Origin of the sequence: Mycobacterium sp. IS-836, assembly GCF_001954275.1 — a bacterium.
Classification (GTDB): domain Bacteria; phylum Actinomycetota; class Actinomycetes; order Mycobacteriales; family Mycobacteriaceae; genus Mycobacterium.
Window position 1 is genome coordinate 155674 of the sequence record NZ_MBEU01000075.1, and the last position, 22721, is coordinate 178394.

General features: G+C 66.2%; 24 protein-coding genes. 14 read left to right on the forward strand and 10 right to left on the reverse strand.

Features of this window, described 5'->3' with window-relative positions; genetic code table 11:
- Positions 1-15 precede the first annotated feature (15 nt).
- The gene (locus tag A5747_RS21770; RefSeq protein WP_076128264.1) at positions 16-339 is read right to left on the reverse strand and encodes a DUF732 domain-containing protein; all 324 of its coding nucleotides are present in this window, start codon (positions 337-339) and stop codon (positions 16-18) included.
- 159 nt (positions 340-498) lie between these two features.
- Entirely contained in the window at positions 499-1299 is an 801-nt protein-coding gene (locus tag A5747_RS21775; protein WP_076128266.1) for an MOSC domain-containing protein, read from the reverse strand.
- A 71-nt stretch (positions 1300-1370) separates the two neighbouring features.
- Here A5747_RS21775 and A5747_RS21780 point away from each other — a divergent pair, with 71 nt between their 5' ends.
- Both A5747_RS21780 and A5747_RS21785 read left to right on the forward strand, forming a co-directional pair.
- A complete protein-coding gene (locus A5747_RS21780) occupies positions 1371-2558 on the forward strand; it encodes a glycosyltransferase (protein WP_076128183.1) in 1188 nt (395 codons plus the stop codon).
- Positions 2559-2568: 10 nt separating this feature from the next.
- Positions 2569-3612, forward strand: a complete 1044-nt coding sequence (locus A5747_RS21785) for a bifunctional 2-polyprenyl-6-hydroxyphenol methylase/3-demethylubiquinol 3-O-methyltransferase UbiG (protein WP_233148104.1) — start codon at positions 2569-2571, stop codon at positions 3610-3612.
- A 19-nt stretch (positions 3613-3631) separates the two neighbouring features.
- On the opposite strand, the gene A5747_RS21790 is transcribed toward A5747_RS21785, so the two are convergent.
- Positions 3632-5137 (reverse strand): FAD-dependent oxidoreductase, encoded by a 1506-nt coding sequence (locus A5747_RS21790; RefSeq protein ID WP_076128187.1) that lies wholly within the window; start codon positions 5135-5137, stop codon positions 3632-3634.
- Between the two features lie 60 nt (positions 5138-5197).
- A complete protein-coding gene (locus A5747_RS21795; RefSeq protein ID WP_076128268.1) occupies positions 5198-5953 on the reverse strand; it encodes a hypothetical protein in 756 nt (251 codons plus the stop codon).
- A gap of 87 nt (positions 5954-6040) precedes the next feature.
- On the opposite strand from A5747_RS21795, the gene A5747_RS21800 reads away from it, so the two are divergent.
- The 3 genes from A5747_RS21800 to katG all read left to right on the forward strand — a co-directional run bounded on the left by A5747_RS21800 (position 6041) and on the right by katG (position 10038).
- A complete protein-coding gene (locus A5747_RS21800; RefSeq protein WP_076128189.1) occupies positions 6041-7267 on the forward strand; it encodes an Ig-like domain-containing protein in 1227 nt (408 codons plus the stop codon).
- A 97-nt stretch (positions 7268-7364) separates the two neighbouring features.
- The gene (locus A5747_RS21805) at positions 7365-7805 is read left to right on the forward strand and encodes a Fur family transcriptional regulator (protein WP_076128192.1); all 441 of its coding nucleotides are present in this window, start codon (positions 7365-7367) and stop codon (positions 7803-7805) included.
- Complete coding sequence (gene katG / locus A5747_RS21810) at positions 7798-10038, forward strand: catalase/peroxidase HPI (RefSeq protein WP_142245679.1); 2241 nt, start codon at positions 7798-7800, stop codon at positions 10036-10038. Before A5747_RS21805 ends, katG begins: the two co-directional genes overlap by 8 nt.
- Positions 10039-10173: 135 nt before the next feature.
- Here the strand turns inward: katG and A5747_RS21815 are convergent, their stop codons facing one another.
- Complete coding sequence (locus A5747_RS21815) at positions 10174-10944, reverse strand: DUF1906 domain-containing protein (RefSeq protein ID WP_076128196.1); 771 nt, start codon at positions 10942-10944, stop codon at positions 10174-10176.
- A gap of 169 nt (positions 10945-11113) precedes the next feature.
- On the opposite strand from A5747_RS21815, the gene A5747_RS21820 reads away from it, so the two are divergent.
- Genes A5747_RS21820 through A5747_RS21830 form a run of 3 tightly spaced genes read left to right on the forward strand, consistent with a single transcriptional unit; the run spans position 11114 to position 14158 of the window.
- Positions 11114-12343 (forward strand): glycosyltransferase family 4 protein, encoded by a 1230-nt coding sequence (locus A5747_RS21820; protein ID WP_076128198.1) that lies wholly within the window; start codon positions 11114-11116, stop codon positions 12341-12343.
- Positions 12337-13095 carry a class I SAM-dependent methyltransferase gene (locus A5747_RS21825; RefSeq protein WP_076128200.1) on the forward strand — a complete coding sequence of 253 codons (759 nt, stop codon included), beginning with the start codon at positions 12337-12339 and terminating at the stop codon, positions 13093-13095. Before A5747_RS21820 ends, A5747_RS21825 begins: the two co-directional genes overlap by 7 nt.
- Complete coding sequence (locus A5747_RS21830; protein ID WP_076128202.1) at positions 13082-14158, forward strand: prenyltransferase; 1077 nt, start codon at positions 13082-13084, stop codon at positions 14156-14158. The genes A5747_RS21825 and A5747_RS21830 overlap by 14 nt, the downstream gene beginning before the upstream one ends.
- A gap of 9 nt (positions 14159-14167) precedes the next feature.
- Here A5747_RS21830 and A5747_RS21835 read toward each other — a convergent pair whose 3' ends face one another.
- A complete protein-coding gene (locus A5747_RS21835) occupies positions 14168-14830 on the reverse strand; it encodes a class I SAM-dependent methyltransferase (RefSeq protein WP_076128204.1) in 663 nt (220 codons plus the stop codon).
- 65 nt (positions 14831-14895) lie between these two features.
- Here A5747_RS21835 and A5747_RS21840 point away from each other — a divergent pair, with 65 nt between their 5' ends.
- Positions 14896-15591: a cutinase family protein gene (locus A5747_RS21840; RefSeq protein WP_076128206.1), complete on the forward strand. Its 696-nt coding sequence runs from the start codon at positions 14896-14898 to the stop codon at positions 15589-15591.
- Here A5747_RS21840 and A5747_RS21845 read toward each other — a convergent pair.
- Complete coding sequence (locus tag A5747_RS21845) at positions 15588-16892, reverse strand: cytochrome P450 (protein WP_076128209.1); 1305 nt, start codon at positions 16890-16892, stop codon at positions 15588-15590. The genes A5747_RS21840 and A5747_RS21845 overlap by 4 nt on opposite strands.
- Before the next feature lie 123 nt (positions 16893-17015).
- Here A5747_RS21845 and A5747_RS21850 point away from each other — a divergent pair, with 123 nt between their 5' ends.
- Positions 17016-17681 carry a TetR/AcrR family transcriptional regulator gene (locus tag A5747_RS21850; RefSeq protein ID WP_076128211.1) on the forward strand — a complete coding sequence of 222 codons (666 nt, stop codon included), beginning with the start codon at positions 17016-17018 and terminating at the stop codon, positions 17679-17681.
- Positions 17682-17705: 24 nt separating this feature from the next.
- Here the strand turns inward: A5747_RS21850 and A5747_RS21855 are convergent, their stop codons facing one another.
- Both A5747_RS21855 and A5747_RS21860 read right to left on the reverse strand, forming a co-directional pair.
- The gene (locus A5747_RS21855; protein ID WP_139333476.1) at positions 17706-17906 is read right to left on the reverse strand and encodes a hypothetical protein; all 201 of its coding nucleotides are present in this window, start codon (positions 17904-17906) and stop codon (positions 17706-17708) included.
- Positions 17907-17992: 86 nt separating this feature from the next.
- Entirely contained in the window at positions 17993-18421 is a 429-nt protein-coding gene (locus A5747_RS21860; protein WP_076128216.1) for a hypothetical protein, read from the reverse strand.
- A 661-nt stretch (positions 18422-19082) separates the two neighbouring features.
- Here A5747_RS21860 and A5747_RS21870 point away from each other — a divergent pair.
- Positions 19083-19931 carry a glycoside hydrolase family 16 protein gene (locus A5747_RS21870; protein ID WP_076128221.1) on the forward strand — a complete coding sequence of 283 codons (849 nt, stop codon included), beginning with the start codon at positions 19083-19085 and terminating at the stop codon, positions 19929-19931.
- 4 nt (positions 19932-19935) lie between these two features.
- On the opposite strand, the gene A5747_RS21875 is transcribed toward A5747_RS21870, so the two are convergent.
- Positions 19936-20562 (reverse strand): hypothetical protein, encoded by a 627-nt coding sequence (locus A5747_RS21875; RefSeq protein WP_142245675.1) that lies wholly within the window; start codon positions 20560-20562, stop codon positions 19936-19938.
- A gap of 111 nt (positions 20563-20673) precedes the next feature.
- On the opposite strand from A5747_RS21875, the gene A5747_RS21880 reads away from it, so the two are divergent.
- From A5747_RS21880 to A5747_RS21890, 3 genes are all read left to right on the forward strand, one after another.
- Positions 20674-21162 (forward strand): RICIN domain-containing protein, encoded by a 489-nt coding sequence (locus tag A5747_RS21880; protein WP_076128225.1) that lies wholly within the window; start codon positions 20674-20676, stop codon positions 21160-21162.
- 66 nt (positions 21163-21228) lie between these two features.
- Entirely contained in the window at positions 21229-22242 is a 1014-nt protein-coding gene (locus A5747_RS21885; protein ID WP_076128227.1) for an NADP-dependent oxidoreductase, read from the forward strand.
- 110 nt (positions 22243-22352) lie between these two features.
- The gene (locus tag A5747_RS21890; protein WP_076128229.1) at positions 22353-22607 is read left to right on the forward strand and encodes a hypothetical protein; all 255 of its coding nucleotides are present in this window, start codon (positions 22353-22355) and stop codon (positions 22605-22607) included.
- The last annotated feature ends 114 nt before the right edge of the window (positions 22608-22721 follow it).

The window sequence follows — 22721 nt, forward strand, 5'->3', positions numbered from 1 at the left end:
GCCGGAACTTGCGGGCTAACCCGGGCAATAAGTCGATTCCGCGGCGCTCACCATCGAGGTGACATCCGCGAACGAGATGCCTTTCGCGCCGAGCGTGGAGTGGATGTCCGCGGCAATCGCGTCCGGAGTTTTGCCTGCCGAGCGATCGGCGCATATTTGATGGCCCATCGCGACGATGTCGGAGTCGTCTCCGGACGGCCAGGTAAAGCCGAGAGTGTGCATTTTGCTGAGGAATGTGTCATCGGTGGCATCCGCGACCGCAATCGCAGTGCTCGTAAGAAGGGCAGCACCGACCATCATGGGGACAGACAGTCTGGCCAGCCAGCGGCGTGAGGGCATTTGCGCGCTTCCTTTCATCGGGGCGTTAACGGAGTCCCAGTATGAGCGCCAAAAGAGGCGTAAATATGAAGAACCGTGAAATCTGTGAAACAGCTTGCGGAGACCTGAATAGGCAATTCTTTTGGCGTAATTTGTGTAAATGCGGGCCGCGCGTCGCGACTAGCCCAGTGCGACGGGGTCGCCGACGGCGAGGACGCCCTCTTCGAGCACCTCGAGATACACGCCCGCGCAGGGCTGTGCCCCGGAACCGCCTGCGGGCAAACGATTTTCGGCCGCGGGCGTGCGAAGCGCTTCCGGGGCTCGCGCGAGCGTCCCGTGCTCGAGCGTCGGCACCACACACCGCGAGGTGGACGCAATGACACGCAGCCGTACCTCACCGGCCGTCAATTCCCGCCCGAGCCAGATGTCTTCGTCATACGGCGGGTAGCCCGCCGGGGTCGCGATCACCAGGTTGGGACGGTAGCGCAGCGCCTCGACGCCGATGCGCTCCAGCGTCGCCGTGGTGATCGCGTGCAGCGGGGCATCATCGGTAAACGAGTCGCCTGGGGTTGCCTGGCCGATCGTCAAGATGCGGCCCGCGACTTCGGCGTCCACCCCCAGCTCGAGCAGCTTCTCCGGATCCGGGCGTTCGAGCGTTGCGCCGTCCGGCCGTTGGCTGATCAGCCGGACGGGGCGCCCCAACAGCCGCGACAGCAGTTCATCGACACCCGGGTCGTCGGCCGCGACGCTTGTCCCGTCGGGCAGGCCGATGTTCACGCGTCCGGCGCTTCCGTTCGCGGTGCACTTGAGCAGCCCACGCCACAGCCGGGCCTGCTTGGCGCTGGCCACATGCCCGGTCTGCGTGTCGACAAGTGCCAGCCGCCGGTCTCCTTCGGCGCCTCGTTCGTCCACGAAGAGGCGGTTCACAACCTCGCCCAGCATCGATTTCACCGGGTAACGGAGCAAACTCTCGACCCGCATCTGCTTTTCCACCACGCAGACCAGTATGCGGCGGGGACCTACGGCGTGCGCCGAGCGGTACGGTTGCGGCGATGAAATTTGTGCTGGCAGCGTACGGAGGACGAGGCGACGTCGAGCCCTGCGTCGCCGTCGGCCGGGAGCTGCTGCGCCGCGGTCACGAGGTGTGCTTGGCCGTCCCGCCCAACATCGTCCATTTCGCCAAGTCTGCGGGACTCATTGCGGTCGCCTACGGGCCGGACACGCGCGAGCAGATGGACGGCGCCATGAATTTCATTGGCGGCGTGGGGAGTCTGATCAGTGCGTTGCCCCAACTCGTAGAGCGAGTCAGCCGGGTCTGGTTGGACAAAAGCGCGGCACTGACATCGCTGGCAACGGGCGCCGACCTGCTGGTGGCGCACATGAACGATCAGATGCTTGCCGCCAATGTCGCTGAGTATCATGCCATTCCGCTCGCGGCACTGCACGTCTTCCCGGCGCGGATCCTGGCCTCTGGGCCGCTGTATTCGGGCATAACGAAGGATGCTGAAGTCGCCCAACGCCGTGCGCTCGGCTTGCCGGAGGTACCCGGACCTTTAGCACCACAGCTGGCCGACGGCGGATTGCTGGAAATCCAGACCTACGACGAGCTCTGCTTGCCCGGGCAACCGTCCCACTGGGTGGAGCCCGGCCGGCGCCCCTTCGTCGGCGCGCTGACCCTGGAGCTTCCGACGGACGCCGACGACGACGTCTTGGCGTGGATTGCCACCGGAACTCCGCCGATCTATTTCGGCTTCGGCAGCACGCCGATCGACTCTCCCGCCGACATGGCCGCCATGATCGGCGCGGCCTGCGCGCAGCTGGGCGAGCGGGCGTTGATATGCAGCGGTGCGAGCGACTTCAGCCACGTTCCGCACTTCGACCACGTCAAGGTGGTTGGTGCGCTCAATTACGCGGAAATCTTTCCGGCCTGCCGCGCGGTAGTCCACCACGGCGGCTCGGGCACCACGGCCGCGGGCCTGCGCGCCGGAGTGCCGACGCTAATCCTTTGGGCTGTGTGGGACCAGCCGATGTGGGCGGCGGCCCTCGAACAACTGAAAATCGGTGTCGGGCGCCAATTTTCGGCTACTACCCGGGAATCTCTGGTCACCGACCTCCGCTCGATACTCGTTCCAGAGTGCGTGGCCCGCGCGCGTGAGGTCGCCACCCAAATGACGACACCGGCCGAAAGCGTCGCCAGGGCGGCCGATCTCCTCGAAGACGCCGCCCGCCTGGGCCACTAGGCTCAGTCTGGTGGAGGATCGGGGCGCGAGATCTTTCGATCCGTCGGCGCTGCGCGAAGCGATGGCCCGGCGGCTGTATCGCCGCGCGGAGGCCGAGGGTCAAATCAGGCTGCCGGCCGTCCCGGGACTGCTCGACGAGTACGTCTCGATGTGCCAGAACCTCTTTGCCAGCTTGGGCATACAACACACGGCCGACCAAGCCGCTCAGCTCAAGTCCGTGCTCCAGCACGAGCTGGAGAAGGCATTCAAGGGCTCGTCGCGGTCGAACATCGTCATTTCGTTTGACACCCCCTTCGGGACGGGGCTGAACTATCGCGTCAAAGCCGAGGTGTCGACCATCGCGGTCGAATACGACCACTGGGTCGCCACTCGTAAGGGGCCGCTGTTCGGCACCGAAGCGGACGCGCGTGTGGTGGCGCTGGCCGACGAGGCCGCCGATGCCCGGTCCACCCGCGTCCTTGACATCGGCGCCGGGACCGGGCGCAACGCCCTTGCGCTGGCCCGGCGGGGGCACCCAGTGGACGCGGTCGAGATGGCGCCGAAGTTCGCCGAGATCATTCGATCTGAGGCAGAACGGGATTCACTGCCCGTGCGTGTGATCGAGAGCGATGTCTTTACGGCCGTGGAGGGCGTTCACGACGCGTATCAGCTCATCGTGGCGTCGGAATTGGTGCCCGACTTCCGGACGACGCGGGAGCTGCGCGGCATGTTCGAACTCGCCGCGGACTGCCTGGCTCTCGGAGGACGCCTGGTGTTCAACACCTTCGCGGCGCGCCAGGGCTACACCCCCGACGACGCCGCGCGGGAATTCGGACAGCAATGCAACAGCACGATCTTCACCCGCGACGAGCTCGCGGAGGCCGCGGGCGAGCTCCCCCTTGCGCTCATTGCCGACGACCTCGCCTACGAGTACGAGAGAACCCACTTGCCCGAGGGCGCTTGGCCGCCCACCGCGTGGTTCGAGGGATGGGCCCATGGCTTGGACGTGTTCGACGTGGAGCGAGACGAGTCGCCCATCGAGTTGCGCTGGCTCGTCTACCAGAAGGAAGCCTGAGTCCTTCGCGTCCTGTGGGCTAGGCCGTCAAACCGCGAGTTGCGGGCCCTTCCAGCAGCGTGCCGTCCGGGGCGAATCGTGATCCGTGCAGCGGGCACTCCCACGCCTGATCCGCGTCGTTCCAGTTCACGATTCCGCCAAGGTGTGGGCACACCGGCGAGACGGTGTGCTCGGTGCCGTCGACCCGGCACCTGGCCTCCAAATGCCAAGGGGGTCCGCTCACGACCCCGCCCTCGCCGTTGACGGGGCTGCGATGGCCGGTACGAATCACCGGGGTGATCCAGCCCTTGGTCAGGTTGAAACCGACCTCGAGGTTGGCCTGCACCGCGGTCAGCAGGCCCGACAGCTCGTGGGGGCTCCAACTGGCGAACGCGCCGGCCCAGTCCATCCGCCCGCCCAGGATGCGGCTCGACAACGCCAATGCCGCGGCGGGCCCGTTCGTCATACCCCATTTGTTGAAACCCGTTGCGACAAAGATGCTTTCGCTGTTCGGAAGGATGGGGCCCACATACGGCAAATGGTCAATGGGTGTGTAATCCTGCGCCGACCAAAAGTGAGTCTGCACCGCACCGGGGTAATGCCTGCGTGCCCACGACGACAGCTCCGCCAGCGCCTCGGACGGGCTCTTTTCCCGGCCGACGGTATGGCCCGCCCCGCCAACGATCAGCAGCTCCCCGTCCGCGACCGGCGCGTAGCGCACCGACCGCGTCGGCGAGTCGGCGGAGATCATCATCGGCCGCGTGACGTTTCCAGGAACCTTGAAGGCCAAGCAGTAGGAACGGCTCGGTTTCACCCGCGCGAAGTAACCACCCCGATCCAAGATCGGGATCCCGGTGGCAAGCACCAGCTGCCCGGCGGCGAGTTCCACGTCCTGCTGGTCGGCGTCGTTGACGTGCACGTGCACCCCTGCGCCGCGTGTGGAGACCCGCCGGACACGGGCGTGCTCGACCAATCGTCCACCGCGGTTGAGTAACTCCGTGGCCAACATGTCCAGGAACGGCATCGGGTCGAACTGCGCCTGGTGGGGCAGCCGCACACCGCCGTGATACGGGAATGGCACGCCGGCGTCGTCCTCCCATACCGCGGGCAGGTCGACAGCCTGGCAAGCCTCCAATTCCCGCCGCGCGGACGGCACGCCCTTGGCGGACTGCGCATAGGTGTAGGCGTCCTCGCGTTGAACCGCGATGCCGTGGGACTCGCAGTACTCGAGCACCCAGTCCTGGCCTTCCCGGTTGCCGTCGATGTAGGCCCGTGCCACCTTCTTGCCGTGCCTCGGTAGGACCTTCGACAACTGGGTCCCCTGCAACAAGCTGATTTTGGCGGTGGTGTTGCCGGTCGCGCAGGAACCGACGGTATGCGCCTCCAAGACCAGCACGTCCTTGCCGGCACGGCTCAGCAGAACCGCTGTCATCAGCCCGGTGATGCCGGCCCCGACGACGATGACATCGGCGGACGCCGGACCGTCCGCAAGCCGGCTGGCTGTCCAAGATTGTTCGGCTCGCTCGGCGAACCATAAAGAAGTCATGCCTGGGCTGGTACCCGGCAGCGGCGTCGGGAAACGGGCCTGTCGGCCGCGCACGCGCGCTTACGCGCGCTTCAGCTGCGCTATTGCCTGCTTCAGCGAATCCTCGGCGGCGCGGTTTTCTTGCTGCGCTTTGTCGTAGCGGTCGTCGGCTCTCTTCATCTCGCGCTCGGCCTCGCGCAGGCTATCCGCCGCGTCGTCCCGACGCTGCCGAGCCGCGTCGCGCTCGGCGCGACGGCGCGACAGCACGCGCTCGGCTTCGGCTTTGGCCCGCTCCGCGGCGGCGAGGGCGGCCTTCAACTTGTCCCTGCGGGCGTCCTGGTGGCGCTCCGGCCCCTTCGCGACCGGCGCCGCGCCCCCGAATTCGCCGAAACCCGACCATGTTTCGGCCCTGGCCAGCCGGCCGAGTCGCGTCCTGACGTCGGGATCGGCGATCGCGGCTTGCAGTGTGCCGGTCAGGTCGTCACGCAGCGTCGCCGACGGCTTGTTCACCTCGGCGGCTTCGAAAGCGGCCCGCGCGAGTTCGTCGATGAGCCGGTGCTGTTCGGCGGACAAATCGCGGATACGGTCGCCATCCATTGCGGAGTGCGCGGCGCGCAGGCGATCACCCAGGTCGGCCAGGCGCTGTTTGACGTCGTCGTGTTGGAGCACCAGCCGGTTGGCGATCCACGCCGCCGTCGTAGGTTTGCGCGCCGCGGAGATCCGTTTGGCGGCGGCTTCGTCACCGCGGCGCCTGGCGGCCGCGGCCAGTTCGGTGCGCTGTGCGGTGAATGCGCCGGGCTCCACCGAGTACAGACGGTCAAGATCGTCGTCGGCCATGACGCCGTGATCCCTCGGCACGCGGTTTCAGGCCCCAGGCGCCGCGGGTACCTGATCAACAACAACGCGAGGATTCGGCCAACTCTTATGACGTCCATTAACCGTGCACAGCTCGTTCGTCGGTACCTGCTGGCCGCCTTCGTTGTCGTCGGAGTGGTCGGCGCCGGCAGCTGCACCGCCCGTCCGACGTCCGAGCCGTCCGGGCCGGCGCGGGTGACGATCATGCCCGGCCCCGACACGCGTGACGTCGATCCGCTCACGCCGGTCATGGTCAAAGCCGACACGGGGAAGCTGACCGGTGTCCGCATGGTCAACGACGCCGGCAGACCGGTTGAGGGAATCATGACCCCGGACAACACCGTCTGGAAGCCCACCGCCCCCCTGGGCTACGGACGCACGTACACGCTGACGCTCACCAGCGTCGGGCCGAACGGCGTTGCGGGCACCCAAGTGTCGACGTTCTCCACCCTGCTGCCGCCCAATCAGACCAAGGTCTCACTGACCACGACATCCGAAGCGGCCCTGCAAGAAGGCGGGACCTACGGCGTGGGAACGGTGGTCGTCGCCCACTTCGACGAGCAAGTCGCCGACCGGGCGGCAGCCGAACGACAGCTCAAAGTGACCACCAACCCTCCCGTGCAGGGTTCGTGGTTCTGGGTCGACAGCCAAAACGCTCACTGGCGACCCGAGCACTACTACGCGCCGGGCAGCACAATCACCGCCGAAGCCAAGATCTATGGAATTGCGTTGGGCGACGGCCTATTCGGGCAGGAAGACACCCGAGTGTCATTCCGCATCGGCGACGCGCACGTATCCATCGCCGACGATGCCACGAAAATGGTCAGCGTCTTCAACAACGGCGCGCTAGTCCGGACCATGCCCACGTCGATGGGAATGGGCGGCACCGAAACCATCGGCTCGCAGACGATTTCGCTGTGGACTCCCCCGGGCGTCTACACCGTGCTCGACAAGGGCAACCCGGTCGTGATGGACTCCTCCACCTTCGGACTGCCCAAGAATTCCCGCCTCGGATATCGCGAGACCATCAACTACGCGACCAAAATCAGCAGTGACGGCATCTACCTGCACCAGCTCGACGCGACGGTGTGGGCCCAGGGCCACACCGACACCTCGCACGGATGCTTGAACCTCAACGGCGACAACGCAAAATGGTTCTACGACTTCTCGGTGCCCGGCGACATCGTCGAGGTCCGCAACACCGGCGGACCGCCGCTGAAGCTGTCGCAGAACGGCGACTGGACGCTCAGCTGGGACCAATGGCGCAAGGGCAGCGCCCTGGCGCCGCCGTCGTGAGGTGCGCACCGCCGGCTCGGCGCCGATCGGTTTGACTCGTCCGGATCCCCGCCAGGAAACTCTTGACTGATTCCAGATAAGGGGCCATATTGGCAGGGTGTCCTCATCGGCGGACTACGCGGAACAGCTGCGGATGGCCGATCTGCGTGTGACACGGCCCAGAGTCGCCGTGCTGGAGGCGGTACACGCCCATCCGCATGCCGACACCGAGACGATCTTCTCGGCGGTGCGGCTGGGGCTGCCCGATGTTTCCCGACAAGCGGTGTACGACGTCCTCAACGCGCTGACCTCCGCGGGCCTGGTTCGGCGGATCCAGCCGTTGGGCTTGGTCGCCCGCTACGAGTCCCGGGTCGGCGACAACCATCACCACGTCGTATGCCGATCCTGCGGTGTCATCGCGGACATCGACTGCGCCGTCGGTTCGGCGCCGTGCCTAACCCCGTCGGATGGCGACAACGTCCTGGATGGTTTCGTTCTCGACGAGGCCGAGGTCATCTATTGGGGCCTGTGCCCCGACTGCTCGACGGCAGATTCTTGATCACTCCGGTGATCGTGGCCCGATTTACCCACCACCCGAAAGGAATGTTGTGTCAGAGAGCGAAAACCCGACTATCGAGGCGCCGAAGCCGAAATCGCATGCGCCACTGACTAATCGGGACTGGTGGCCCGACCAGATCGATGTGTCGACGCTGCACCCGCACTCCCCCCAGTCCAATCCGCTCGGCGATGACTTCGACTACGCCGAGGAGTTCGCCAAGCTCGACGTCGACGCGCTCAAGGCCGACGTGATCTCGGTGATGACCACCTCGCAGGATTGGTGGCCCGCCGACTACGGCCATTACGGCGGCCTGTTCATCCGGATGAGCTGGCACGCCGCCGGTACCTACCGCATCCATGATGGCCGCGGCGGCGGCGGACAGGGCATGCAGCGCTTTGCCCCGCTCAACAGCTGGCCGGACAACGTGAGCCTGGACAAGGCCCGCCGGCTGCTGTGGCCGGTGAAGAAGAAGTACGGCAACAAGATCTCCTGGGCGGATCTGATCATCTTCGCCGGCAACTGCGCCTTAGAGTCGATGGGCTTCAAGACCTTCGGCTTTGCGTTCGGCCGCGAAGACGTCTGGGAGCCAGAAGAAATCCTCTGGGGCGAAGAGGACGAATGGCTGGGCACCAACAAGCGCTACTCGGGCGAGCGGAACCTCGCGCAGCCCTACGGCGCGACCACCATGGGCCTGATCTATGTGAATCCGGAAGGCCCCGAGGGCAAGCCGGACCCGATCGCGGCGGCGATCGACATCCGCGAGACGTTCGGCCGGATGGCGATGAACGACGAGGAGACCGCCGCGCTGATCGTCGGGGGCCACAGCTTCGGCAAGACCCACGGCGCCGGCAGTGGCGACCTGGTCGGCCCCGAACCGGAGGCCGCGCCGATCGAACAACAGGGCCTGGGCTGGAAGAGCTCGTTCGGCAGTGGCGCCGGCGGGGACGCCATCACCAGCGGCCTGGAGGTGGTCTGGACACCCACCCCGACGAAGTGGGACAACACCTTCCTGGAGACCCTGTACGGCTACGAGTGGGAGCTGACCAAGAGCCCCGGCGATGCCTGGCAGTTCGTCGCCAAGGATGGCGCGGGCGCGGGCACCATCCCCGACCCGTTCGGCGGGCCGGGCCGCGCCCCGACGATGTTGGTCACCGACATCTCGCTGCGGGAGTCCCCGATCTACCGCGACATCACGCGTCGCTGGCTCGACCATCCCGAGGAGCTGACCGAGGCGTTCGCCAAGGCCTGGTACAAGCTGCTGCATCGCGACATGGGACCCATCACCCGCTACCTCGGGCCGTGGGTCGCCGAGCCTCAGCTCTGGCAGGACCCGGTTCCGGCCGTCGACCACGAGCTGGTCGACGAAAAGGACATCGCGGCGCTGAAGAAGAAAGTGCTGGAATCCGGCCTGACGGTTCAGCAGCTGGTCAAGACCGCTTGGTCGGCCGCGTCCAGCTTCCGCCGCACCGACAAGCGCGGCGGCGCGAACGGCGGGCGGTTGCGCCTCGGGCCGCAGCGCAGCTGGGAGTGCAACGAGCCCTCGGAACTGGACAAGGTGTTGCCGGTGCTGGAGCGCATCCAGCAGGACTTCAACGCATCGGCGGCCGGCGGCAAGAAGATCTCGCTGGCCGACCTGATCGTGCTGGCCGGTTCCGCGGCGGTCGAGAAGGCGGCCAAGGACGCCGGGTACGAGATCGCGGTGCACTTCGCGCCGGGCCGCACCGACGCATCGCAGGAGAACACCGACGTCGACTCGTTCGCGGTGCTCGAGCCGCGCGCCGACGGATTCCGCAACTACATCCGTCCGGGCGAGAAGGCGCCGCTGGAGCAACTGCTGGTCGAGCGGGCGTACCTGCTGGGCGTGACGGCTCCGGAATTGACGGTGCTGGTCGGTGGTCTGCGGGCCCTCGGTGCCAATCACGGCGGCAGCAAGCACGGCGTCTTCACCGACAGGCCCGGCACGTTGACCAATGACTTCTTCGTCAACCTGGTCGACATGGGCAACGAGTGGAAGGCATCGGAGTCGGCGGAGAACGTCTACGAGGTGCTCGACCGCTCTACGGGTCAGCTGAAGTGGACCGCCACCGCCAACGACCTGGTGTTCGGCTCCAATTCGGTGCTGCGCGCGCTGTCCGAGGTCTACGCGCAGGACGACGCCCACGGGAAGTTCGTGGAGGACTTCGTCGCGGCGTGGGTCAAGGTCATGAACGCCGACCGGTTCGATCTCAAGTAACGCAGGGTCTGGTCAGCGAGACCACGCGACGCCCCTCGAGCAATCGGCTCGGGGGGCGTCGTCGTTTTGGCCCTTCCGCGACACATAAACCAGGCACACGACACGCCGTGGTCGGTCGCAATGGTGACTTTTGGGTCAGCGGTCCAAATCCCACTGTCCGTAGTCGGCCGCGAGGACCTCGTCGACGTCCACATTGATGCCGCCCAGCAGCGGACCCGGGTTCGACGGGCTGTTGACCACGGCCTGATACAGCACGGCCATCGGTTCGCGCGCGCCGTTCGACCACGACCTCGTCTGCCACGCCCAGCGGTGGCCCGGGGTGGTCGAGTTTCCGATGACGCCGTCGCGGATCGCCCAGCCGCAGGCCCGGGCATGCCCATAGATGCCGGTGCGCCCCACGCCCAGGGCCGAGTTGATGCCCCGAAACCATTGCACCGCAGGGCCATTCCAGGTGTTCTCGTCGATGTTGTCATCGACGCTGAAGAAGATCGGCGCCGAATTCGTACCCCCGGCCGCGCCGTGGAGGCGCAAGGCCGTCTGGGCGTCCGCCACGCCGCCGTCGTAGCCGCGGGTGTAGTCCGACGGCGTGGGCCACCCGGGCTTGCCGTACTGGAAGTTGCTGACGATGTGAAGACCCGCGGCCCGCAGCGCGTCCGCGTACTCGCGGGTGATGGGTTTTGCCTCGAAGTGCGCGCCCGGCCGCTCCTCGGACACGTAGTTCACCACCCCGTCGTAGCCCGCCGACTTGATCTCGTCCGGCGCGATCCTGCGCTCCGCAAAGTCGATCAGCGTGACGCCCGCGGCTCGTGCGTTCGGTTCGTTGACCGTCGCGGCGACCGACCCCAGGCCCAGCAGAACCGGTGCAGCGTACTTAAGGACATCGCGTCGCGAAACCGAACCGCGCACCGCGCGATCGTAGCAAACGGGTCGACCACGCTCGTTGCATCGGTTAGCTGATCGAACTATAGTCTGGACACATGTCCAGTTTGCTGTCACCGCGTTCGGGAGCGCGTTGATGGCGGTGGATTCGGGGGGTGCCCGTCGGCGTGCGTCGGCCAGCGGATAAGAGTTGAGTATGCGAATTGCCCTGCTGTCCTACCGGAGCAAGACCCATTGCGGTGGACAGGGCGTCTACGTGCGCCATCTCAGCCACGGTTTGGTGGAGCTCGGTCACGAGGTCGAGGTGTTTTCCGGCCAGCCATATCCCGAGCTGCTCGACCCGCGCGTGCGGCTGACGAAGGTGCCCAGCCTTGACCTGTACCGAGAGCCCGACCCGTTCCGGGTGCCGCGCCCGAGCGAGATTCGCGACTCGATCGACCTGTTGGAACTCCTCACCGTGTGGACCGCGGGGTTTCCCGAACCACGGACCTTCACGCTGCGTGTCGCACGGCTGCTGGCCGAGCGGGCGGCCGATTTCGACGTCGTCCACGACAACCAGAGCCTGGGCACCGGACTGCTGAGCATCGCCCGCGCGGGGTTGCCGGTGGTGGCGACCGTGCACCACCCCATCACCCGCGATCGGGTGCTGGATCTCGCCGCAGCGCGGTGGTGGCGAAAACCCTTGGTGCACAGGTGGTATGGGTTCTCGACGATGCAAGAGCAAGTGGCGCGCCAGATCCCGGACCTGTTGACGGTGTCGTCGTCCTCGGCGGCGGACATCGTCGCCGACTTCGGTGTCACGCCGGACCAACTACACGTCGTGCCGTTGGGCGTGAACACCGACCTGTTCAAGCCGGGGCCGACGCCGCGGATTCGGGGCCGAGTCATCGCGATCGCCAGCGCCGACACCCCGCTCAAGGGTGTCCGCACCCTCCTGCACGCGGTGGCCAGGCTACGCACCAGCCGAGACCTGGAGTTGCGGCTCGTCGCCAAGGTGGAACCCAACGGCCCCACCCACAAACTCATTGCCGAACTCGGCATCTCCGACATCGTCCACATCACCAGTGGCCTCTCCGACGGCGAGCTCGCCGCGTTGTTCGCATCGGCCGAGGTTGCGTGCATTCCCTCTCTCTACGAAGGGTTTTCGCTGCCCGCGGTCGAAGCCATGTCGAGTGGCACCCCGATCGTCGCCAGCCGGGTGGGCGCACTGCCCGAGGTCCTGGGCACCGATGGTGCCTGCGCCGAGCTGGTGCCGCCGGCCGACGCGGATGCGCTCACCCGCACCCTCGGCGAGCTGCTTGACTCGCCCGAAAAGCGCCGCAATCTGGGGAAGGCGGGACGGGCGCGCGCCGTCGACGTCTTCAGTTGGGAGGCGGTGGCCGCGCAGACCGTGCGGGTCTACGAGCGGGCGATCACGCGATGCTGACCGTCGATTTCGACCGGCTGGGCATCGGGCCCTCCACCAAGGTCATCGATGTGGGTTGCGGGGCGGGCCGGCATGCGTTCGAAGCGTATCGGCGCGGTGCCGACGTCGTCGCCTTCGACCGCGACGAGTCCGAACTGCGTTCGGTGGACACCATCCTGCGTGCGATGGCCGAGTCCGGTGAGGTGCCGGCGGCGGCGTCGGCGAAAGTGGTTGTCGGTGACGCGCTGAGCCTGCCGTATCCCGACGAGGCATTCGACTGCGTGATCGCATCCGAAATCCTCGAGCACGTACCGGAAGACGACGCTGCTATCGCCGAGTTGGTCCGGGTGCTCAAGGTGGGCGGCACGTTAGCTGTCAGCGTTCCGCGCTGGCTTCCCGAGCGAGTCTGCTGGCTGCTGTCGGACGAATATCACAGCAACGAGGGCGGCCACGTGCGTATCTACCGGGCCAGCCGATTGCGCGACAAGATCACCGGCGGCGGAATGGAATTGACGCACGCCCATCATGCACACGCGCTGCACTCCCCGTTCTGGTGGCTGAAGTGTGCTGTGGGCGTGTCGAACGCCGAGCATCCGGCGGTGGCCGCCTACCACAAGCTGCTGGTGTGGGATTTGATGCGCCGGCCCAAGATAACGCAGCTGGCCGAGTCACTGCTCAATCCGATAGTGGGTAAGAGCGTCGCGATGTATTTCGTCAAGCGGCAGGCCGCCGAAAGCCAGGAAACCCCGGGATATTCAGTTGCATCGGTTTAGCCCGCCGGCGGTTCCGGGCGTCCTTACACCCGAGCAGTGTCGGCAGACCGCGCGTTCCATCGCCGCGGCGCAGGAACCCTCGGGTGCGATTCCGTGGTTCGACGGTGGCCATACGGATCCATGGGACCACGTGGAGTGCGCGATGGCGCTCACGGCCGCGGGACTGTTAGAGCCGGCGCGGGCCGCCTTTGAATGGAGCCGTCGCACCCAGCGCCCGGACGGCTCGTGGCCGATCCAATTCCGTTCGGGGACAGTCGAAGACGCCAACAGCGACAGCAACTTCTGCGCGTATATCGCCACCGGTGTCTGGCATCACGTGTTGGTGACCGGAGACGAGTCGTTCGGTGCCGCAATGTGGCCAGTGGTGCACAAGGCGATCGACTTTGTCATCGACTTACAGGTCGGATATGGCGAGATCTGTTGGGCACAAAGCGAAGCCGGACCGCTCCCGGAAGCGTTGATGACCGGGTGTGCCAGTGTGTTTCACAGCATTCGCTGCGCGTTGGCGCTCGCCGCCCGGGTCGGGGACCCGCAGCCGGAGTGGGAGCTGGCGCTCGGCCGGCTGGGCCACGCGATCGTCGCGCATCCGGAGGCGTTCACCGAGAAGGACCGCTATTCGATGGACTGGTACTACCCCATCCTCGGCGGCGCGCTGCGGGGCCCGGCGGCGGCCGCGCGAATCAGGCAGCGGTGGGACGACTTTGTGGTCCGCGGCCTGGGCATCCGCTGCGTTGACGATCGGCCCTGGGTCACCGGTGCCGAGACATGCGAACTGGTGATGGCTCTCGAAGCCATCGGCCATCGGTCCGCCGCACATCAGCAATTCGCCGCGATGCACCATCTGCGCGAAGACGACGGATCGTACTGGACGGGTTTGGTGTTCGCGGATGGGAAGCGCTGGCCCGAGGAGCGCACCACCTGGACCGGGGCGGCGATGATCCTGGCGGCCGACGCGCTCTCGGACACCACGCGGGGCGCGGGCATCTTCCGCGGCGACGAGCTGCCGATGGGCCTGCAGACGGACTTCGATTGCGAATGCGTGGTTGCCGGGCCCGGCCGCTGATCGAATGGGTCACACGTGCTGGCCCGCTTGCCCGCTGGTGCGTTCGAGCAGCCGTAGTGACCCGGTAGCCGAAACCTCGCGGAACTGACCGGAATCGATGGCGCGGCAATAGATGTAGTACGGCGGGCGCCCGCCGTCCTTGGGGTCCGGGAACACATCGTGGATCACTAACGCACCGCCGGCGGTCACCCACTTCGCCCACCCGTCGAAGTCCTGTGTGGCAGCGGCCTCCGAGTGGCCGCCGTCGATGAACAAGAACTGCAGTGGTGTGCGCCAGGCGCGCGCCACGATCGGTGACTTGCCCACCACCGCGACGACGTGGTCGTCCAGACCCGCGGCGTCGAGCGTGCGGCGGAATGTCGGCAACGTGTCGAACAGTCCGGTGACCTCGTCGACCAACGAGGCATCGTGGAATTCCCAGCCGGGCTGGTGCTCTTCGGAGCCATGGTGATGGTCGACGGTGTACAGCACGCCACCCGATTGCATTGCGGCCGCGCCGAGCAACAGCGTGGATTTGCCGCAGTAGGTACCGATCTCGACACCGACGCCGCCGCCGAGGTACCGCAGTGCGGCGTCGTAAAGCGCGCGGCCCTCTTCCGCCGGCATAAAACCCGGCACCCGTTCGGCCAGCGCGAATAGCCGCTCGGGCGCTCCGGCGTCTACGTGACTCATCAGCTGATCGTAGAAGGGCCTTGGGCTGCCCAGCGGCCGGGCCGCATGGGCTTTACCATCATGCTGTGCATGCCTTTCCTCTCCGCAAATTGCTTCACGTCGGCCTGGCCGCGGCGGCGGCCACGGCGGCGCTGACGATCGCCGCCGCCGTGCTACCGCCCGGAGCGCCCGGTGCCGCGGGACTGGCCGCCGCGGCGAACTGTCCCCAGGTGCAAATCGTCTTCGCCCGCGGCCGTAATGAGTCACCGGGGCCCGGCGCCCTCGGCAATGCGTTCATCAACGCCGTCGAATCCAAAGCCGGCAACCGAACCATCGGCACCTACGCCGTGAAGTATCCCGCCGACACCGAGGTCGACGTCGGCGCCAACGACATGAGTCACCACATCCAGGACATGGTCAACAACTGCCCGAACACCCGGCTGGTGCTCGGTGGCTACTCGCTCGGGGCGGCGGTCACCGACGTCGTGCTCGCGGCGCCGATCTCCGCGTTCGGTTTCGACAGTCCCCTGCCGCCGGGGACCGACCAGCACATCGCCGCCGTCGCACTGTTCGGCAACGGAAGCCAATGGGTCGGCCCGATCACCAACTTCAACCCGACCTACAACGACCGGACCATCGAGCTGTGCCACGGCGCCGATCCCGTCTGCAACCCCGCGGACCCGAACACCTGGAAAGAAAACTGGCCGGCACACCTCGCGAGCGCCTACATCAGCGCCGGAATGGCAAACCAGGCCGCCGACTACGTCGTCAGCAAGCTCTAGACGGTCACCACGTCCCTGCTGCCGAGATTGACCGGCAGCCGGGCGAATCCGCGGAGATTGACCAGCCCACGACGTTGCGTGGGGCCGCTCAGCTGTAGGTCGGGGTATGTCTCGAACAATGCGCGTAGCGCGGTCGTCCCTTCGACGCGTGCCAGGGCGGCGCCCAGGCAGGCGTGGATCCCCGACGCGAATGCCAGATGGTCCCGCGCGTTTGGCCTGTCGATATCGAGATTGTCGGGATCGGCGAACACTTGCGGGTCGCGATTGGCACCGCCGAGAAGCAGGGCCACCATGTCGCCGGCCGCGATGCGTTGACCCGCCAGCTCGAGGTCGCATAGCGCGGTGCGTGCGGTCATCTGTACCGGGCTGTCGAGCCGAAGGATCTCCTCGACGGCGTTCGGCCAATGCTCGGGGTCGTCGCGCAGCCGCGCGAGTTGGTCGGGATGCTGCAGGAGCAGAACGATGCCGTTGCCGATCAGGTTGACCGTCGTCTCAAATCCCGCGCCGATGAGCAGGGCGGCGTTCGCCGTGAACTCGTGATCGGTCATCGCGCCGTGGGAGGCCAGCCGGCTGAACGGATTATCGCCGGCCTCACCGGAACGCAATTCGTGGAAGCGCTCACGCAGTTCGCGATCAGCGCCGCGCAGGCTGGTGACGGCTTGCCGATAGGTGCGCCAGCCGATCCCGATGTCCAGCAGGGGCGCTCCGCTGTGTCCCCACCCCAGCATCCACGGGTGGGTGTCGGGGTCCAGGTCGAGGATCTCGGCAATGATGGCGACCGGCAGCTGGGACGCGAAGTCCGCGATCAGATCCGGATCGTGCGCGTCCGCAAGGCGATCGAGGAGCTGATCGGTCACCTCGACGACGCGGGCGCTGAGCTGATCGATGGCCCGCGGAGTGAAGCTTTGCGCCACCAGTTGTCGATAGCGGGTGTGCTCGGGTGGGTCGACGACAACCATGGCGGGCGGTTCGACGGGATTGGCCGCCCCGTCGTCGGCGGTCCGGGAGATCAGCGCCCGCAGTGGGCGGGGCAGATCCATGCTGGACGGCGCCGTCACGCCGAAACGTTTGTCGCGCAGAACTTCTCGGCATACGCCGTGGTCGACGCTGACCCAAGTGAACGGTGTCCGCACCAGCGGTCCGCGGGCCCGGATCTCCTCCATCAACGGATAGGGATCGGTGGCGCGACCGTGACTGGCGATCAAGCGGCCCAACGGTTCGCCGCGCAGCGCCTGAACCTTCATGAACGTGCGGGCCACGCCGTGCATGGCCGCCCACCGGACCCACATCCGAACCGCCATAACAACCCCCAACCAGCAGAAAAATCGCTAGGCTGTAGCAGCGAGACAAATAGACGAATAATGTCTCGTATGTATCAATGGCCACGATACGACGACCTGCACGGGTGAGCAAGGAGCAATCAAGTGACCACGAGCCGAACGGCGGAGTTCGTGCGGCGCCTCGCCGCGCCCGAGCCTGCGGTGCTCGCACAACTGCACCGCCCCGACGACATCACCACCCGCATCCTGGCCGCCACCCTCGAGCAGGCCGAACTGGTCGGAATGCGGCGCATCACTATGGAAGACGTCGCCCGGCGCAGCGGGGTCGGCCGCGCCACGTTGTACCGCCGCTTCCCTACCAAAGCCGCGCTGATCGACGCCGTCGTCCTGGGCGAAGCCCGCCGCTACTTCGACGGCAACGAACAAGCCTGCGCTCACGCCACCACGCTCGAAGATCGCTTGGTCTACGGCACCGTGTTCACCGTGACGTTCCTGCGGGAGCACGCGTTGCTGAAGAACTTGCTGCGCACCGAGCCCGAGACCATCCTGCCCAGCCTGACCATCGATGCCGGCCCCATTCTCGAATTCGCCATCGACCAATCCGCGGCTGAGCTGAGGGCCGAAATCTACGGGACGAAGGCCACCACGCCCGACCAGGAGCGCCACCTACGCACCGTCGCCGAGCTGCACACCCGCCTGACCCTGTCCTTCATCGTCACCCAACACAGCGGGATCAATCTCGCCACCGTCGACGACACCCGCGCATTCGTGCGCCAATACCTGCTTCCGATGATCACCGGCCCCCGTTGACGGCAGCGACTCTACGTCGCAATCTCACGCTTCGTACTCGACGTGGTACCAGTGCCGAACCGGCTTGTCGCTCTTGTCGACCTGACCGGTATCCACCGCGCTGATCACGCTGACCTCGGTCACCGCGGGATCGTTGGCCTCGATGTAGCGCTCCAACTCGTGCAGCAGCGCACCATGCGACTGCGCCGGGTTGGCAAGCGCCTTGGTTCTGTATGTTCGCGGCACCGATAGCATGATGCCGACGTATTCATTGATGTGTAGCATTCGCTATTGCCCTATCGTGCAAGACGATTCGTCAGATTTGGTGCCGGTCAAGCGGCCACGGCTGACAGTCTCCGCGCCTGCAAACCCACATAACCGAGTGCGAGTCCGGTCCCGATCTCGCCGGCCGCCGTAAGCCATGAGAACCACGTGACGTTGACCCGCGGTCCGGAAACGAAGCTGTCCTGGAAGCCGGGGAGAAAAGTGGGCAGCACATGCGCGTAGACGAACACCAGCGCGCTGCCGAAGCCGACGGCGATCGCCGCCTCGGCGGCCCGTTGGTGGTGGCGCAAGATCAGCACGAGGGCGACAACCACGAATACGCCCTGGATCATCCCGCCAACCATGATTGCCGGCGGAGACGCCGCCATACCGCGCCGAAGGTGATCCATCCCGTGGAGCGCGAATGCCGCGGCGAAAACGATGACCGCCACGGCTAGCGAACGCCGGGCGGTCAGTGGATTCGAGTCGTTGGACATCGTTGTCCTCCCAACCATCGACTACTACATACAGTAGTAGATTATCGGGTCGATGTAAATGGGTTCGACAGCCGGTAGTCCAGCGAATAGCGCGATCGGGAATGCGGAGTTTTACCAATACAATTGGTGAAAATTGTCAGGGCTATTGCGATGTGGCACAGCCCAATTCGCGGGCCACGGCGCGCCTAAGCGTTTTAGGCCGGTGTGTCGGTGCCGGTGTAGACCTTGAAGTTTCGAATCACGGGGACGGCATCGTTTTCCGAGGCAGCACGCCGTCGGGCAAGAGATGACGGATGCCGATGCATCGCTTCGCTGCGCTCGCGTGCGCGCCGCTGAGCCGCAGCCCAGGCGGGATGTGAGCGAAGGAAAATAACCGTCGCGCCTGATGCATTCGCCACGATTGTCAACTCCTCCCAGAGCTACTCAACTCGCTGCAAAAGCCACCACAGGTGGTTATCGGTTCGTGATTCCAGAATGCCCAGCCAATCCTGAGACCAAACCATCGGTCATCTTGAGAATTGGCCATGAATTCCTGGTAAATCCCGAGCCATTACCGCGCCGCCGACCCTTTTGGGCGACCGCGATCCACACGGTAACGACACCCACCGACAAAATTCCTGTTTCGACCCCGTGCCGCCTCGGCTGCTATCGTCGCTTGCTTATGCCTGAGATGGATCGCCGCCGCATGATGTTGACGGCAGGGATCGGCGTGCTGGCGGCCGCGCTCCCCATCCCTGAGGCCCGTGCTTTCCCCTCCCGAACGGATGCGTCAGGGGGCAGGATGCCGCCGCCCGCCGCGCCGAGCGGCCAGACCGGGAGCTACATCTTCGCCGATGAGTTCGACGGACCGGCCGGGTCGGCCCCCGATGCGTCGAAGTGGGCGATCGCGCGCGCCCGCGAGACGATCAAGGACCCGACGTACTGGGAGCTGCCCGAACACATCGGGCAGTACCGCGACGACCGCAAGAACGTGTTCGTCGACGGCAACTCCAACCTCGTCCTGCGCGCGGCGAAGGACGGCCCGACCTACTTCAGCGGCAAGGTTCAAAGCCTCTGGCGCGGCGGTGTCGGCCACACCTGGGAAGCCCGGATCAAGCTCAACTGCCTAACCGCCGGCGCCTGGCCCGCCTATTGGCTGGGTAATGACGACCAGGGCGAAATCGACGTCATGGAGTGGTACGGCAATGGCAACTGGCCCTCGGCCACCACCGTTCACGCGAAAGCAAACGGCGGCGAGTGGAAGACGCACAACATCGCGGTGGACAGCGCGTGGCACACGTGGCGCACTCAGTGGGATGCGGCGGGCATCAGGTTCTGGAGGGACTACAGCGACGGCGCGCAACCGTACTTCGACGTGCCCGCGAGCTCGCTGCCCGACTGGCCGTTCAACAACCCCGGCTACACGGTTTTCCCGGTGTTCAATCTTGCGGTTGCCGGTTCCGGCGGCGGGGATCCCGGTCCCGGGACCTACCCCGCTGACATGCTGATCGACTGGATCCGCGTCTGGTAGACGCTCACGTCGCGTTTCCGGCGAACCATGCGCTGGCCACCGTCCGCGTCTCAGGCGGCGGGAAGTGGGCGCCCGGGGCGCCAAGTTCACCGACCTTGACCGTCCAGGCCGCCGCCGAGCGGTCGATGCAGCTCCCGGCGCCCTGGCTCGGAAGCCATAGCACCCGCAGGTTCGCCCTCGGGGCCTCGCACCAGTAGGCGCCCTCGTACCCGTCGTCGCGCAAGCCCCACGCGCCGCCGTTGCGAAGTAGGCAATGTGTGCCGTCGTCGAGGGCGAGCGCGAACGGATCCGGCGTGGCGGTGGGCTGCACCGGCGGGAGCGAACCGCCGTAGGTCACCCGGTGCAGGCTCTTGTCCCATGGATTGTCCACGCACAGTAGCGATCCCGGCGTCGACGGCCAGCACGTGCCGGCACCGGCCGCGCTGGGCGAGCAATAGTAGATGTTGTCCGCGACCGCCGACGGTGACGGCGTCGAGCAGTCGTTGACCGCGACGACGTTGCCCTGCGCTGGCGTCTCGCGGTAGCCGTTGATGGGTTGGCCACCAGGTCCGATCGCCACCGTGGTGATCACCTGGGTCGGCGGCGGATCGGCGATTGCCGGTCCGGCCGCCCAGAAAACAGCAATAGCCATCGAGATGATCGCCGCCGTGGCAACTCGTAATGCGTTCACCGACCGTCTCCCGGATGGAGGTGTTGCCCCCCGAAGGCTGGGTAAGCATCGTATTACGAGGATGGAGCCGAAATGAATGAATCACAGTTGGTGGCCGGTGCGCGCCGGTCCGTCGTCGTAGTCGGCGCGGTGTTCGGTGTCGCGCTGCTAAGCGCTGGGCTGGCCAGTGCCGCCGGCCCGGTCCAGTTGAGGAGCCGAATGGGCAATTGGTGTCTCGACGGCGCGAATGGGAGCAGTGCCGCGACGGTGATCAACGCCTGCAATGGGTCGAAGTCGCAGCTCTGGAATTTCAGCCCGGCCGGTCAAATTGAAAGTGCTGCCTTCCCCGGGAGCTGCGTGGGCATCGGCAATGCCGCCGATACCACGCCGGTGACTCTGTCTGCCTGCCAAGGCAATTCGGACAACCAGCGCTGGAATTCCCAGCCGAACGGTCAGGTCACCAGCGCCCTTGGTCCCTGCCTCAACATCAACGGCGGAGTGGCGAACCCTGGGACTCGCGTGATCGCCTACCATTGCATTCCCGACGTAACCGACGAGCAGTGGGACAGCGTTCCTAGCTGATCAGCAATAGCGCGCCCCTCCGCTCGAACGTGTCGCAACCTGCGTCGCGTCCGGTACCGTGCGCTCATGTCTGATCGAAACCGTCGCTTCCTGCTCCGCGAGCGTCCCACCGGGCGCATCGGCCCGGACACATTCGAGCTCACCGAGGAGGCGGTCCCCGAAATCGGGGACGGCGAGGCGCTGGTGCGCGTCGACTGGATCTCCCTCGACCCGACGAACCGCGCGTGGATCAACGACACGCCCACCTATCTACCCCCGGTCGGCATCGGCGAGGTGATGCGCGGCGGCGGGCTGGGCGAGGTCATCGCGTCGAAGAATTCGAACTATGCGGTCGGCCAGACGGTGCAGGGGCTCGTCGGCTGGCAGGAGTACGCGGTCGCCTCCGATGCGAATCCGTTGTTCCCGGTCGACGTCGCCGAGGGTGTTTCGCCGACCGCTTACATGGGCGCGCTCGGGATGACGGGGCTGACCGCGTGGGTGGGAATCCGCGACATCGGCAAGCCAAAACCGGGCGAGACGGTGGTGGTCTCGGCCGCGGCCGGCGCGGTCGGTTCGGTTGCCGGCCAGCTTGCCAAGGCGGACGGGGCCCGCGTCGTCGGGATCGCCGGCGGGCCGGAGAAGTGCGCCCTGCTGACCGACCAGCTCGGCTTCGACGCGGCGGTGGATCACCGCGCCGACGATTGGGCCGCCCAGCTCGCCGCGGCGACGCCCAACGGCATCGATGTCGACTTCGAGAACGTGGGCGGCGACATCATGGACGCGATCTTCGCGCGCCTCAACATCGGCGCCCGCGTCGCGCTGTGTGGTCTGATCTCCGGCTATAACTCGGCCGATCCGCCGCCCGGACCGCGCGCGTTCGGAAACCTGCTGATCCAACGGGCGACGGTGCAGGGGTTCATCGTCCTGGACCACTTCGGCCGTGCGCCCGAGGCGATTCGCGAGATCGCCGGCCTGATCACCGAGGGCAAACTCACGCCGCTGGAGACCGTCGTCGAGGGCTTCGAACAGCTGCCGACGGCGATCAACATGCTGTTCGACGGCAAGAACGTCGGCAAGCTCGTCGTCAAGACGTCGGGTTAGGCCGTCGCTTGCCGGTCGTCCGGTTGTTGGGATCGGTAGCTGTTCGGCCGGGCTGTACTGATCGCAACGACGCCGCCACCGAGGCGGCGCGTGACGAAAGGAAGTCAGCAATGAAGATCGTGCCGGCCAGCATCGAAGAACAGATCAACCGTGTCGATCGCCAGCGGAGCCTGTACATCGGGATCAGCGCCGCCCTGATCGCGCTGTGGAGTGTCTACCGAGTGCTCTGGACGCTGTACATCGGGATGACGTTTGGTTGGTTCTTGGGATCGATGGTTTTCCCGTTGGTGCTGTGGGGTGTCATCGGAGCCGCCGCGGGGGTCGCGGCCACCGGCTTCCTGACCCGCTACTCCAGGGGTTCATGAACCTGCTCGACGCAACGGAAAGTTCCGAACCTGCTTGAGGTTCGGAACTCTTCCGTTTTGGGCGGTTGCCGTTTCAGCGCAATTCCTGTATGCGGATCATGTTGCCCGCGGGAT

Coding starts and splice junctions, on each gene's coding strand:
- A5747_RS21770 (WP_076128264.1), bottom strand. CDS start 339: ATGCCCTCACGCCGCTGGCTGGCCAGACTGTCTGTCCCCATGATGGTC.
- A5747_RS21775 (WP_076128266.1), bottom strand. CDS start 1,299: ATGCGGGTCGAGAGTTTGCTCCGTTACCCGGTGAAATCGATGCTGGGC.
- A5747_RS21780 (WP_076128183.1), top strand. CDS start 1,371: ATGAAATTTGTGCTGGCAGCGTACGGAGGACGAGGCGACGTCGAGCCC.
- A5747_RS21790 (WP_076128187.1), bottom strand. CDS start 5,137: ATGACTTCTTTATGGTTCGCCGAGCGAGCCGAACAATCTTGGACAGCC.
- A5747_RS21795 (WP_076128268.1), bottom strand. CDS start 5,953: ATGGCCGACGACGATCTTGACCGTCTGTACTCGGTGGAGCCCGGCGCA.
- A5747_RS21800 (WP_076128189.1), top strand. CDS start 6,041: ATGACGTCCATTAACCGTGCACAGCTCGTTCGTCGGTACCTGCTGGCC.
- A5747_RS21820 (WP_076128198.1), top strand. CDS start 11,114: ATGCGAATTGCCCTGCTGTCCTACCGGAGCAAGACCCATTGCGGTGGA.
- A5747_RS21825 (WP_076128200.1), top strand. CDS start 12,337: ATGCTGACCGTCGATTTCGACCGGCTGGGCATCGGGCCCTCCACCAAG.
- A5747_RS21835 (WP_076128204.1), bottom strand. CDS start 14,830: ATGAGTCACGTAGACGCCGGAGCGCCCGAGCGGCTATTCGCGCTGGCC.
- A5747_RS21845 (WP_076128209.1), bottom strand. CDS start 16,892: ATGGCGGTTCGGATGTGGGTCCGGTGGGCGGCCATGCACGGCGTGGCC.
- A5747_RS21860 (WP_076128216.1), bottom strand. CDS start 18,421: ATGTCCAACGACTCGAATCCACTGACCGCCCGGCGTTCGCTAGCCGTG.
- A5747_RS21870 (WP_076128221.1), top strand. CDS start 19,083: ATGCCTGAGATGGATCGCCGCCGCATGATGTTGACGGCAGGGATCGGC.
- A5747_RS21875 (WP_142245675.1), bottom strand. CDS start 20,562: ATGGCTATTGCTGTTTTCTGGGCGGCCGGACCGGCAATCGCCGATCCG.
- A5747_RS21880 (WP_076128225.1), top strand. CDS start 20,674: ATGAATGAATCACAGTTGGTGGCCGGTGCGCGCCGGTCCGTCGTCGTA.
- A5747_RS21885 (WP_076128227.1), top strand. CDS start 21,229: ATGTCTGATCGAAACCGTCGCTTCCTGCTCCGCGAGCGTCCCACCGGG.
- A5747_RS21890 (WP_076128229.1), top strand. CDS start 22,353: ATGAAGATCGTGCCGGCCAGCATCGAAGAACAGATCAACCGTGTCGAT.